The organism is Mesorhizobium sp. M7A.F.Ca.CA.002.15.2.1, from assembly GCF_003998715.1.
GTDB lineage: Bacteria > Pseudomonadota > Alphaproteobacteria > Rhizobiales > Rhizobiaceae > Mesorhizobium > Mesorhizobium ciceri.
On the sequence record NZ_RZPI01000092.1, the window covers coordinates 1 to 11744 of the forward strand.

The 11744-nt window shown below is 62.6% G+C and carries 13 protein-coding genes; 4 read left to right on the forward strand and 9 right to left on the reverse strand.

Features of this window, described 5'->3' with window-relative positions:
• Window positions 1–55: 55 nt before the first annotated feature.
• The 8 genes from ENZ74_RS08215 to ENZ74_RS08250 form a co-directional block, all read right to left on the reverse strand.
• Window positions 56–2209 carry an ASKHA domain-containing protein gene (locus tag ENZ74_RS08215; RefSeq protein ID WP_063168205.1) on the reverse strand — a complete coding sequence of 718 codons (2154 nt, stop codon included), beginning with the start codon at window positions 2207–2209 and terminating at the stop codon, window positions 56–58.
• A complete protein-coding gene (locus ENZ74_RS08220; protein WP_013531167.1) occupies window positions 2160–3134 on the reverse strand; it encodes a methyltetrahydrofolate cobalamin methyltransferase in 975 nt (324 codons plus the stop codon). The genes ENZ74_RS08215 and ENZ74_RS08220 overlap by 50 nt, the downstream gene beginning before the upstream one ends.
• Window positions 3135–3215: 81 nt before the next feature.
• Complete coding sequence (locus ENZ74_RS08225; protein WP_063168204.1) at window positions 3216–4307, reverse strand: methylenetetrahydrofolate reductase; 1092 nt, start codon at window positions 4305–4307, stop codon at window positions 3216–3218.
• Window positions 4304–4930: a methylenetetrahydrofolate reductase C-terminal domain-containing protein gene (locus tag ENZ74_RS08230; RefSeq protein ID WP_013531169.1), complete on the reverse strand. Its 627-nt coding sequence runs from the start codon at window positions 4928–4930 to the stop codon at window positions 4304–4306. Before ENZ74_RS08230 ends, ENZ74_RS08225 begins: the two co-directional genes overlap by 4 nt.
• Window positions 4923–5225, reverse strand: coding sequence for a virulence factor (locus ENZ74_RS08235; protein WP_013531170.1), 303 nt, complete (start codon window positions 5223–5225; stop codon window positions 4923–4925). The genes ENZ74_RS08230 and ENZ74_RS08235 overlap by 8 nt, the downstream gene beginning before the upstream one ends.
• Window positions 5226–5429: 204 nt before the next feature.
• On the reverse strand, window positions 5430–6212 hold the full coding sequence (locus ENZ74_RS08240; RefSeq protein ID WP_027160505.1) for a formyl transferase: 783 nt from the start codon (window positions 6210–6212) through the stop codon (window positions 5430–5432).
• 93 nt (window positions 6213–6305) lie between these two features.
• Window positions 6306–6881, reverse strand: coding sequence for a DUF4893 domain-containing protein (locus ENZ74_RS08245; RefSeq protein WP_013531172.1), 576 nt, complete (start codon window positions 6879–6881; stop codon window positions 6306–6308).
• Window positions 6882–6985: 104 nt separating this feature from the next.
• A complete protein-coding gene (locus tag ENZ74_RS08250) occupies window positions 6986–7615 on the reverse strand; it encodes a DUF1638 domain-containing protein (protein WP_013531173.1) in 630 nt (209 codons plus the stop codon).
• Between ENZ74_RS08250 and ENZ74_RS35795 the strand changes: the two genes are divergently transcribed.
• A complete protein-coding gene (locus tag ENZ74_RS35795) occupies window positions 7601–7819 on the forward strand; it encodes a hypothetical protein (RefSeq protein WP_318011966.1) in 219 nt (72 codons plus the stop codon). The two genes, ENZ74_RS08250 and ENZ74_RS35795, sit on opposite strands and share 15 nt — an antisense overlap.
• A gap of 88 nt (window positions 7820–7907) precedes the next feature.
• Here the strand turns inward: ENZ74_RS35795 and ENZ74_RS08260 are convergent, their stop codons facing one another.
• Complete coding sequence (locus ENZ74_RS08260) at window positions 7908–8606, reverse strand: cobalamin-binding protein (RefSeq protein WP_013531175.1); 699 nt, start codon at window positions 8604–8606, stop codon at window positions 7908–7910.
• Window positions 8607–8878: 272 nt separating this feature from the next.
• On the opposite strand from ENZ74_RS08260, the gene ENZ74_RS08265 reads away from it, so the two are divergent.
• From ENZ74_RS08265 to ENZ74_RS08275, 3 genes are all read left to right on the forward strand, one after another.
• A complete protein-coding gene (locus ENZ74_RS08265; protein WP_024501311.1) occupies window positions 8879–10453 on the forward strand; it encodes a trimethylamine methyltransferase family protein in 1575 nt (524 codons plus the stop codon).
• Between the two features lie 89 nt (window positions 10454–10542).
• On the forward strand, window positions 10543–11238 hold the full coding sequence (locus tag ENZ74_RS08270; protein ID WP_063168203.1) for a 4Fe-4S dicluster domain-containing protein: 696 nt from the start codon (window positions 10543–10545) through the stop codon (window positions 11236–11238).
• A gap of 102 nt (window positions 11239–11340) precedes the next feature.
• Window positions 11341–11744, forward strand: a 404-nt coding sequence (locus ENZ74_RS08275; RefSeq protein WP_164760971.1) for a GntR family transcriptional regulator, incomplete at its 3' end; no start/stop codon positions are given.

An 11744-nucleotide genomic window follows, 5' to 3' on the forward strand; every position in this document is an offset into this window, starting at 1 on the left:
CCGGAAACATTTGCATGCAAATGAGTTTCGAAAGGTGTTGGCGGGGGCGGGCCGCTTATTCCCGTCCACGCCTCCGCCCCTCGTGGCCTTCGCGCGAACGCCGGCGCGGAGCGGCGTCGCCGGCAACGCCATCCTCGCTGACCGTCTTGCGCGGCGGCAGTTTCACCGCTGCCGACAGTTTCGGGAACGGATCGACCTTGTTGGGCAGCGCCATGGCGTAGACGAAATGCTCCTGGAATTTCGGTTCCAGCGCCGTCTCGATCTTCTCGATCTTGCTGACCGTGTCCTCGATCTCGCGGCGGTAGCCGCGATTGAGCAGCGCCATGCGCGCGCCGGCACCGGCGGCGTTGCCGACCGCCGAGACCTTGTCGAGGTCGCAATCCGGGATCAGGCCCAGCACCATGGCGTATTTCGGATCGATGAAGGAGCCGAAGGCGCCGGCGAAATGGATGCGGTCGACATGCTCGGTGTTCTGCTTTTCCATCAACAGCTTGGTGCCGGCATAAAGCGCTGCCTTGGCAAGCTGGATGGCGCGCACATCGGTCTGGGTGATGGTGATCTTCGGCCCATCTTCCGTCAATGCGGCGGAGCCGTCCTTCAGCACATAGGAGAAGGTGCGGCCGTTGGCCGTAACGCGCGGCGAGCGCGCCGAAAGCCCGCCGTCGATGACGCCGTCCTCGGAAATGATGCCGGCGAGATACATCTCCGCCACCACTTCGATGATGCCGGAGCCGCAGATGCCGGTGACGCCGGTCGCCTGGACGCTTTCCAGGAAGCCCGGCTCGTCGGACCACAGTTCAGAGCCGATGACGCGGTATTTCGGTTCAAGCGTATCGGGATCGATGCGTACGCGTTCGATGGCGCCGGGCGCTGCTCGCTGGCCGCCGGAGATTTCGGCGCCCTCGAAGGCAGGGCCGGTGGGCGAGGAGGCCGCAACCACCCGCTGGCGATTGCCGAGCACGATCTCGGCATTGGTGCCGACATCGACGATCAGCATCATCTCGTCCTGGCGATGCGGGCCTTCCGACAGCGTCACCGCCGCCGCATCCGCACCGACATGCCCGGCGATGCAAGGCAGCATGTAGAGCCTGGCGCCCTGGTTAAGCTTCAGGCCGATGTCGGATGCCTTGATATGCACCGCACCTGAGACAGCCAGCGCAAAGGGCGCGCCGCCAAGCTCGGTCGGATCGATGCCGAGGAACAGATGGTGCATGATCGGATTGCCGACGAAGACGCTGTCCAGGATGTCGTTGCGCTGGACATTGCCTTCGGCGCAGACCTTGTCGACGAGACCCGAGATCGCCTCCCGCACGGCGACCGTCATGCCCTCGCGGCCGTCCGGGTTCATCATCACATAGGAGACGCGGCTCATCAGATCCTCGCCGAAGCGGATCTGCGGGTTCGAGGTGCCCGACGAGGCGGCGACGCGGCCCGACAGCAGCGACACCAGATGCATGGCGATGGTGGTCGAGCCGATATCGCAGGCCAGCCCATAGGCTTCGTTCTTGAGGCCGGGCCAAAGTGCTACGACGCGCGCTGTCTCAGAGTCGGCATCCTTGTAGATGGCGGCGGTCGCGGTCCAGTTGCCCTTGCGCAGGATGCCTTGCACCTGCGGCAGCAGATAAAAATCGAAATCGAGGCTTTTCAAACCCCAATCGTGCATCAGCGCGATCTTCAGCCGGTCGAGATCACCAAGCGGCTTGTGCATGTCGGGTTCTTCGATCTCGACATAGCACATGCGGATCGCCGCATCGCGGGCGATGACCCTGGTGTCGGCATCCTTGCGGATGGTCTGCGCGTTGATGACCGTATCCTGCGGCACGTCGATGACGAGGTCGCCGAGGATTTGCGCCGAGCAGGAGAGGCGACGCCGTTCGGGTAGGCCGCGGACGCGCTCATAGCGCTCTTCCTTGGCGCCCTTGGGCGTGATGTGGTCGTTGGACGAAATGATCTTGTGCTTGGCGAAATTGCCTTCCTGCACTTCGATCTGGCAACGCCCGCAAGTGGCGCGTCCGCCGCACACACTTTCGACATAGACGCCGAGCTGGCGCGCGGCGTCTAGCACGGGTGTTCCAACAGGAAACCGCCCGCGCTTGCCCGACGGCATGAACAGCACGAGCGGGTCGGTGATGTTTGCAGGTGAATTCACGATTGCGCGCTTATCCTCGGCCCATCCGGGCTTCACGGCCGCCACGGCGGCGACCGCCATTGCCGGCGCCGTCGCCCGGCGCATTGACTTGCGTCGGGGCGGCAACGGCCTGGCCGCCTTCGGCCGGCTTGTAATCCTTGTAGGTGCGGATCCAGTTGGTGCAGTTCTCGTCGGTGCCGTTCAGCACATTGGCGCCGCGCACGGCTTCCATTTCCTGCGGCCGCACCGGGTTCATGATGGCCGAGGTCATGCCGGCGCCGATCACCATCGGGATGAAGGCGGCGTTGATGCCGTGGCGATGCGGCAGGCCGAAAGAGATGTTGGACAGGCCGCAGGTGGTGTTGACCTTGAGTTCTTCACGCAGACGACGCAGCAGCGCGAAGACCTGGCGGCCGGCATCGCCCAGCGCGCCGATCGGCATCACCAGCGGGTCGACGACGACGTCATGCGCCGGAATGCCGAAATCGGCGCAGCGCTCGACGATCTTCTTGGCGACGGCGAAACGCACGTCCGGGTCCATCGAAATGCCGGTCTCGTCGTTGGAGATGGCGACGACCGGCACGTTGTACTTCTTGACCAGCGGCAGGATGGCTTCGAGCTTTTCTTCCTCGCCGGTGACGGAGTTGACCAGCGGGCGGCCCTTGGCAACCTTGAGTGCGGCTTCGATCGCGGCGGTGACGGAACTGTCGATCGACAGCGGCAGGTCGACCAGCCCTTGCACGATCTCCAGCGTCTGCACCAAAAGGCCGGGTTCGGTCTCGTTCGGATTGACCGAGGTGACGCCGGCGTTGACGTCGAGCATGGTGGCGCCACAGGCTGCCTGCTCCAATGCGTCCCTGATGACGGTCTCGAAATTGCCCGCGATCATCTCGGCGGCCAGCTTCTTGCGGCCGGTCGGGTTGATGCGTTCGCCGATCACGCAGAACGGCTGGTCGAAGCCGATGATGATTTCTCGTGTCGCCGAAGCGACGATGGTACGGGTCATAAATTCTCTCCGCCGTGATATAAAGATTTCTTTATATCGTTGTCTGGTTTCGTTCAAGCGAATGGGTGGCCGTCCGCGCCGTCAGTGCGCGGTCTTCACCATATCCACCTGCGTTTCGGTAATATCGTCGTGCAGTATGTGCTCGAGCCGATCGGCGACCATCTGGTCGTCGCGGCGGATCTCGCGTTTCCATGGCTGGCGGCCCTTCAGCACGCCCGATTCATCGACGATCTCGGCGACATATTCCTCTTGCCGGTAGGCCATCACGTGAACGCCGGAAACACCTGATATTTCCTTCACCTCGTTGATGATGTCGATGCAGAGCTGCTTGCCTTCCTTTTTCTGGTCCTGGGCGCCTTCCAGCCGCTTGATGACGGAATCGGGAATATGGATGCCCGGCACGTTCGAGCGGATCCACTTGGCCGTCTTGGCCGAGGCGAGCGGCCCGACGCCAACCAGGATGAAGCATTTTTCGGTATAGCCGAGGTCGCGCACCTTTTGCATGTAGGTGCGGAACATGGGCACGTCGAAGCAATACTGGCTCTGTACGAATTGCGCGCCGGCGGCGATCTTCTTGCCCAGCCGGTGCGGGCGGAAGTCGATCGGCGGCGCGAACGGATTGATCGCAGCACCCAGGAAAAGCTGCGGCGGCGTCGTCAGCTTGCGGCCGGACAGGAACTTGCCGTTGTCGCGCATGATGCGGCAGGTTTCCAGGAGCGACATGCAGTCGAGATCGAACACCGGCTTGGCGCCGGGCTGGTCTCCGGCCTGCACGCCGTCACCTGTCAGGCACAGCATGTTGGCGACGCCCATCGCAGCCCCGCCCAGCACGTCGCCCTGGATGGCGATGCGGTTCTTGTCGCGGCAGGCGATCTGCATGATCGGCGCATAGCCCATGCGCGTCAAAAGTGCGCAGATGCCGACCGAGGACATGTGGCAGTTGGCGCCCGATGCATCGACGGCGTTGATGGCGTCGACCCAGCCGTCGAAGATTTTCGCCCTGTTGTAGACGTCTTCCGGATCGGCGCTGTCGGGCGGGTTGAGTTCCGTCGTCACAGCGAACTCGCCGCGCCGCAGTACGCGCTCCAGCCGACCGCGCGAGGTGTGGCCGGGCAGGGGTTCGAGCGGCAGGTGGATGCCGGCCGGGTTTTCGTCGCGCTGGCGGCCGATCATGCCGACGCCCCGGTGCTGGCCGCCTCATTCTTGGCGGCAGCGGCGGCTTCGCGCGCGGTGGCCGCCTGCGCGGTCACCCGCAGCCAGGCCGAGGTTTCACGCAGCGACTGGTCGACCGGCTTCTGCACGGTCAGGATCCTGTCGCTGTGCACCATGTTCTGCGAGCCTTCCCAGGCCTTGACCCAGACGCAGGGCATATCGGGCTCGACCTCGCAATTGCCGTTGGCGCGGACACCGCCGCAAGGGCCGTTGCGCAATTGCTTGGGGCAGTTCATCGGGCAAGACATGCCTGTCGAGGACAAGATGCACTGGCCGCACATGCGGCAGTCGAACATGAAGCCCTTGACGCGCTTCTCGACAAATTTGATCGGCCCTTCGACACGGCCATAGCCTATGCCTTTCCATAAGGGATGGAGGAGCAGGAACATGTCGGCGAATTTGGCGTAGAACCATTCGAGTAATCGCGAGTGCCGCACCGACCATAATCTGACCGCGAAGGAACGCTGCACGCGCCGCTGCGGCGATACGTCGGCCGGCTTGTAGTCGGATTTCGGCGCTGCCTTCTTGACCAGAGTGGCCTGGGTAACAGCCGGCCTCTCCTTGGCAGGAATGGTTTCAGACATTTTCTTTGCCGCCCGCCTTGACCAGAGCGACCAGCCGCTCGCGGTCATATCTCGTGTCGATGTCGTTGAATGCCTTCTCGACTTCGGCTTCGAGGTCGTCGCCGACCGGAATGGGATCGGCTTTGCGCCATTCGGCCAGATAGTCGTCTGTACCGCCGGCGCCGGTGCGCATGGCGCACATGTCGATCGCCTCGGTAAAGCGCAGCGGCAGTTCGCGCTTGGCGTTCTGCCGGCCCTTCTTGACGATCACCTGGGCAGGGATGTCGCGCCAGTAGACGACGATCAGATCGGCCATGAATTCTCACTCCTCGAACTATCGAGCATTGCCGCAAGCGCAGTGGTGCCGCTTGTTATGGGACGACGCGCGCGCATTCAAAAGCGACGCATATCGATGTCGTAAAATGAAAAGTGGGTTTATTCGTTTGCGGCGTGTGCCGGCGCCCGGTCCAGCGCGTCGGAAACGCTGGCGCGCAGTATGCCGTCCAGGACGAAAAACGCGCTACCAGATGCCAGTTCTGAGGCCCGTCCAGACGTAGAACCAGATCGTCGGATGATACCAGAGTTTCGAAGGCAGGCCGGGATCGATCGTCGTGAGTTTTCCAGCCAGTGCATCGCTGACAGCCTCGACGCAGATGTCGCGCGAGAACGCCGTCTGGCGTAGCGCGTGACTTGAGATGGTGTCGCCTTTTTTCGATCTGCCGCGCGCCTGCTTCAGCACGCCACCAGTGTCGACGCCAGCGTCGACGAGGTGGACAGTCGTGCCGAAATTCTCCGCATCGCCTGATACCAGAGCCCAATAGCCGCCATTCATGCCGCGATATTTCGGCGTGATGCCCGCATGGTAGTTGAGCACCGGGCAGGGCATTTTGCTCAGCATCTCAGCCGAGATTAGTCGGCAACCGTTGAGCAGCACAACGCCTGGCCGGATCTTCTGGATCGCCTGCAGGCACTCAAGCCCATTGGCCGAGGCTACCGGGATGATCTCCTGGCCTGGTCGCGGCTCAACCTCCAGCTTCTCCTCGGCAATCAGTCGCGCGCTATGGCCGGCCAGGAATCGCTTGCCCAACCTACTCAGTACCATCGTGCCAAGCTGGCCGATGGCGGAAATCCAGCCTTGGCGGCGAGCCCGGCCACGCAGCAATTGCTTTTTGGATTCAGGCGTTTCGAGGACGACGCTGACAGGACCTACGCGGTCGGCGATCGCATTGATCATAGCCCAGACATGCTGGCCGCCTCCGGTGACGACCACGATCGGACGCGTATTGGATTCTGATGCTGCCATGGATCTTGCCCCCTCCAAGCAACCCTTCTCGACAATAGACGGGATGCTAGGGTGTCCGGGTTAATCCTTGGTGATCAGCTCTTCGATACACAGTCAGCGCTTGAATTCGATGATATCGAGCTTCGATTCATAGTAGGGCGCCGGAAATTCGATGCGCCATTCCTTGGCGCTGTTGCGGAAGGCGTAGCCGACCTGGTCGGTTTGCGGACCGCTGCCATAGGGCTTTGCCGGATCGCTGTTGACATAGAAGGAGCCGAGATAGATCGCGCGTTTCTCGCCATCGTCGAAGAAACGGCCCCTGGTGCGCTGCGAGCCGCTGATCTTCTCCAGCCGCCAGCCGGAACCGTCATCGGTCACCTTGCACTTGAACCAGCCATAGATGACGAGCGGCAAAGGTCCGCCGGCCTTGATGGTGCGGCACTGCCAGTTGCCGGTCAGGTCCTTGTCGGAAAAGGCCACCAGCGGCTTTGCCAACAGGGCATCGAGTTGCTTGACCTCGGCCGGGTTGCCTGTCTTCGCCTCGGCAAGGGCTGCCTTGCGGGTCTCGCCATATTTGTCGAGCCGCGTCTTGTCGGCCGGGGTGATGAGTTTCTGTATCTCGCCGTCGGCATGGGCGGGCAGGGCCAAACAGAGGAGGCCGAGTGCAGCTATCAAGAGGCGAGGGGTCATCAGTGCGTTTCCATGGCTGGCAGTCTGTTTGCTTGTGGCGCACACCTTACCCGTCCACGGCGGCCTGTCATCTAGCCTTGAGTCATCGCGGGGCAAGAATTGCTTCAGGCGCCTGCAGCCGCCTGCGCCATCCCGGCCGTCAGGTCGCCATAACCGGTGGCGCGGCGTTCATAGACGAGACCGAGCATTCTGGCGGCTTTTTCGGCGACCTTGTCGAGTTCCGGATCGTTGGTCTGGGCGAGGTAGATCAGCTTCTCGTAATTGCCGAAATAGTCCTTGATCAACTCCGGGTGCTTGTCGAGGCCGAGCGGTTTCATGAAGAAAGCGTCGAACTGCCGGCAGAGGAAGTCGGTCATGTAGAACGACATCATGTCGTCGTCTGCGACTTTCGCATAGGCCTCCATGCCCTGGTAGAAGGCGAAGCAATGCGGGCCGGCCATGCGCTCGACGCCATGCTTCTCGCAGATGCGGTCGAGCAGACCGCCGGTGCCGCAATCGGCATAGCCGACGAAGATGTTGCTGTAGCCTTCCGTCTTGGCTTTTTCGATCGCCTTGTCCATGGCCGGTGCGATGCGGTCCGGGTAGAAATGGAATTCCGCCGGCAGGCAGGTCAGGTCGAGGTGATCCAGCCCGAGCTGTTCCTTGACGGCCAGAACTTCGCGCGCAATCATCCCGCAGGCGATGACGAGCAGCCTGTCGTCTTGATTCGGTTTCGTTTTTTGCGTCTTGGCCATGGAACCAGTCGAGCGGCCTTCGTTGTTGTGGCGCTAATTTATCTGTTGAGGGAGACACCGTCCATGAAACTGCTGCGCATCACGCCGATTGCCATCCTGGCCTGCGCCTTGGCCCTTGCGGCCTGCGCGAACACCGTCCGTGGCGTCGGCAGGGATGTCAAATCGACGGCCAAGGCGGTCGAGGACACCGTCACCAAGCCCTGATCCGCACGCGGCCACCTCATCATCTGGTAACAAAAAAGCCGCGCTGCAAGGGCGCGGCTTCTCCTGTCGTCCAGGCCGAATTGGCCAATCAGGCCGAAGCGCGCACATTGTGCTTGCGCTTCATGAAGTCCTTGGCGGTCTCGACCGCCACCGCCGCGTCGCGGCAATAGGCATCGGCGCCGACGGCCTTGCCGAATTCCTCGTTCAGCGGTGCGCCGCCGACCAGCACGACATAATCGTCGCGGATGCCCTTTTCCTTCATCGTGTCGATGACGACCTTCATATAGGGCATGGTCGTGGTCAGCAGTGCGGACATGCCGATGATGTCGGGCTGGTGCTGTTCGATCGCATCGAGATATTTCTCGACCGCATTGTTGATGCCGAGATCGATGACGTCGAAGCCAGCGCCCTCCATCATCATGCCGACAAGGTTCTTGCCGATATCGTGGATGTCGCCCTTGACGGTGCCGATGACCATCTTGCCTTGCTTGGGCGCGCCGGTGGCGGCGAGCAGCGGGCGCAGGATGAACATGCCCGCCTTCATCGCATTGGCGGAAAGCAGCACTTCCGGCACGAACAGGATGCCGTCGCGAAAATCCTCGCCGACGATGCGCATGCCTTCGACCAGCGCCTCGGTCAGCACCTTGTAAGGCGCCCAGCCGCGCTCGAGCAGGATGTTGGTGCCTTCTTCGATCTCTTCCTTCAGCCCGTCATAGAGATCGTCGTGCATCTGCTGCACCAACTCGTCGTCGGAAAGTTCGGAAAGGATGATCTCGTCGTCGGACATTTGTATCGAGCTCCTGCCGGCATCGCGACCATGTCGCAAGGCACATATCTTCGCGTTCATACCTAACCCGCTGAGGGCATGTATCCATAGCTGATTTGCGACTTCCCGCAAAAGGAAAGCGACCGTAACTCTCTTGGAATTCTTGTCGATTTTGCGACAGGCGTTGGCGCTGGCGGGCCGTTTCGAATAGGGTGCATGGCTACGATCTGGCAAGAAGCGGCGAGAGCAGCCGCTATGGATTCCAGACAAGAACAGATTCAGGGAAGAACACCATGAGCGAACACGCGGCAGTCGATCAGGAAGCGTCAAACGCGCGACGTGGGCGCGGCGCCAGCGGCGGGGCTGCTGCCCGGCGGGCCGCGCGTTCGGGCGGAGGCCCGGGCACGCAGCTCACCTACATCAAGCGCAAGATCAACGTTTACGAGGTGCTGGACGAGGAAGGCCTGGCGCTGATCGAGAAGAACACCGACACGGTGCTCGAGGAGATCGGCATCATCTTCCGCGACGATGCAGAAGCGCTGCAACTGTGGAAAGAGGCCGGCGCCGACGTCAAGGGCGAGCGCGTGCATTTCCCGAAGGGGCTGTGCCGTTCGCTGCTCAAGACCGCACCGTCCGTCTACACCCAGCACGCCCGCAATTCCGAGCGTTCGGTGCAGATCGGTGGCAATGCCACCGTGTTCGCGCCGGTCTATGGCCCGCCCTTCGTGCGTGACCTCGACGGTGTCAGGCGCTACGCGACGATCGAGGATTTCCAGAATTTCGTTAAGCTCGCCTATATGGCGCCGTCGATCCACCATTCGGGCGGCACGGTATGCGAGCCGGTCGATGTGCCGGTCAACAAGCGCCACCTCGACATGATCTACAGCCACATCAAATATTCCGATAAGCCGTTTATGGGCTCGGTGACCGCGCCGGAACGCGCCGAGGACACCGTCGCCATGGCCAAGATCGTGTTCGGCGACGATTTCGTCGAGAACAACACGGTGCTGACCAGCCTGATCAACGCCAACTCGCCGATGGTGTTCGACGAGACCATGCTCGGTGCGCTGAAGGTCTATGCGCGCCACAACCAGGCCTGCATCGTCACGCCGTTCATCCTCGCCGGCGCGATGAGCCCGGTGACGGTTGCCGGCACGCTGACGCAGGTTCTGGCCGAAGTGCTGGCCGGCGCGTCGTTCACGCAGCTCATCCGTCCCGGCGCGCCGGTGCTGTTCGGTACCTTCGCCTCGTCGATTTCGATGCAGTCGGGGGCGCCGACCTTCGGCACGCCGGAGCCGTCGCTGGTTTCCTATGGCGCCGCACAGCTGGCGCGCCGTCTCGGCCTGCCGTTCCGCACCGGCGGCTCGCTCTGCGCGTCCAAGGTTCCGGATGCACAAGCGGCTTATGAAAGCGCCAACACGCTGAACTCGACCATCCTGGCCGGCACCAATTTCGTGCTGCACTCGGCCGGCTGGCTCGAGGGCGGGCTGGCCTCCTGCTACGAAAAGTTCATGATGGACATCGACCAGCTCGGCATGACGCAGAAATTCTCCGAAGGCGTCGACCTGTCGGAAAACGGCCAGGCGATGGACGCCATCCGCCAGGTCGGGCCGGGCAGCCATTATCTCGGCTGCGACCACACCCAGGCCAATTTCCAGACCGCCTTCTACCGCTCCAACATCGCCGACAACAATTCCTACGAGCAGTGGCTGGCCGAAGGCGAGAAGACAGCGCCGCAGCGCGCCAACGAACTCGCGCGCCGCTGGCTGGAAAGCTATGAGGCGCCGCATCTCGATCCGAGCATCGACGAAGCGTTGAAGGACTTCATCGCCAAGAAGAAGGGGTCGATGCCCGACGCCTTCACTTGAAAGGAGCCCGAGTCAGGCGGGGCTAAAGTCGCCAACATCATCCACAAGGAAGTCTGGCGGAGCGCGTTCTCCGATCCGGACAAGAAGGGATGATTACGCCCGCCGGCAGCGTTGACCGCATTGCTGCGGCGCTTCTCGCCAACGGCCTTGTTCTTCGCGGCGGCTTCAATTTTACGCCAAGCGATGCGCCGCCAACGGGATCATCGGGTGCGCCGGCAGCGGCCGTCCTGCTGGTGGGGCAGGCGGGCGCGGCACCCTGGCCGCATTTCCTGCGTTGGTGGGAGCAACAGCCACAGGCAATCGCCAATCCGCTCGACACATGGTCGCGCGAAGTGATCGGCGCCGTGGCGCAGGATTTTGGCGCACGGGCGATTTCTCCGTCGGACAAGCCCTATCTGCCGTTCCAGCAATGGGCGATGCGGGCGGAGGGGCTGAAACCGTCGCCGCTCGGCATCCTCATGCATCCGCGCTACGGGCTATGGCATGCCTACCGCGGTGTGCTGCTGTTTGACGACGAAATTCCAGTTCAAGTTGCCGAGGCAGCGCCCCACCTTTGCGATAGCTGCGCCGAGAAACCCTGCCTGAAATCCTGCCCGGTCGACGCCTATTCCGTGCAAGGATTCGCTTATCAATCCTGCCTGGCGCATGTGGGGGGAGCGAATGGCGAACCCTGCCGCAGCGGCGGTTGCCTCGATCGCAATGCGTGCCCCTATGGCACGGGGTATCGCTATCCGCCGGAGGTCCAGGCCTTTCACATGGCGAGCTTCGCACGGGCCACCAGCTGATCCGTTCCCATTGCATGGTGCTCGTTGGCTTCGATGAGCATCTTGACGGCAGCTAGAAGCAGGCCTATTCATCAAGTCATCTGATGACTTATGAATAGGCCTATGCAACCCGCCACCAGAACCAATCTCACCGACAGCGCCACCAGCAGCCTGCGTGCGGAGATCGTCAGCGGCCGCTGGGGCGTCGGCGAGCGCATTCCCAATGAGGCAGCCCTGACCGACCTTCTGTCGGTCAGCCGCGGCACGGTGCGCGAGGCGGTGCGGGTGCTGGTCTCGCAAGGATTGCTGGATACGCGCCAGGGCTCGGGCACATATGTGCGCTCTACCGTCGATGCCTCTGCCGCGCTCGACCGGGTCAAGCGCACCGGCCTGCGCGATCAGTGGGAGGCGCGGGCGGCGCTCGACCTGGAGGCGGCACGGCTCGCCGCCATGCGCCACACGCCAGCCGATCTTGAGACGATGCGGCAACTGCTTGCCGAACGCGGCACCGTCGCGGACGGCGGAAG

Excerpts from the sequence above, each read along its gene's own strand:
- ENZ74_RS08215 (WP_063168205.1), bottom strand. The coding sequence starts at position 2,209 with ATGGCGGTCGCCGCCGTGGCGGCCGTGAAGCCCGGATGGGCCGAGGAT.
- ENZ74_RS08220 (WP_013531167.1), bottom strand. The coding sequence starts at position 3,134 with ATGACCCGTACCATCGTCGCTTCGGCGACACGAGAAATCATCATCGGC.
- ENZ74_RS08225 (WP_063168204.1), bottom strand. The coding sequence starts at position 4,307 with ATGATCGGCCGCCAGCGCGACGAAAACCCGGCCGGCATCCACCTGCCG.
- ENZ74_RS08230 (WP_013531169.1), bottom strand. The coding sequence starts at position 4,930 with ATGTCTGAAACCATTCCTGCCAAGGAGAGGCCGGCTGTTACCCAGGCC.
- ENZ74_RS08235 (WP_013531170.1), bottom strand. The coding sequence starts at position 5,225 with ATGGCCGATCTGATCGTCGTCTACTGGCGCGACATCCCTGCCCAGGTG.
- ENZ74_RS08240 (WP_027160505.1), bottom strand. The coding sequence starts at position 6,212 with ATGGCAGCATCAGAATCCAATACGCGTCCGATCGTGGTCGTCACCGGA.
- ENZ74_RS08245 (WP_013531172.1), bottom strand. The coding sequence starts at position 6,881 with ATGACCCCTCGCCTCTTGATAGCTGCACTCGGCCTCCTCTGTTTGGCC.
- ENZ74_RS08250 (WP_013531173.1), bottom strand. The coding sequence starts at position 7,615 with ATGGCCAAGACGCAAAAAACGAAACCGAATCAAGACGACAGGCTGCTC.
- ENZ74_RS08260 (WP_013531175.1), bottom strand. The coding sequence starts at position 8,606 with ATGTCCGACGACGAGATCATCCTTTCCGAACTTTCCGACGACGAGTTG.
- ENZ74_RS08265 (WP_024501311.1), top strand. The coding sequence starts at position 8,879 with ATGAGCGAACACGCGGCAGTCGATCAGGAAGCGTCAAACGCGCGACGT.
- ENZ74_RS08270 (WP_063168203.1), top strand. The coding sequence starts at position 10,543 with ATGATTACGCCCGCCGGCAGCGTTGACCGCATTGCTGCGGCGCTTCTC.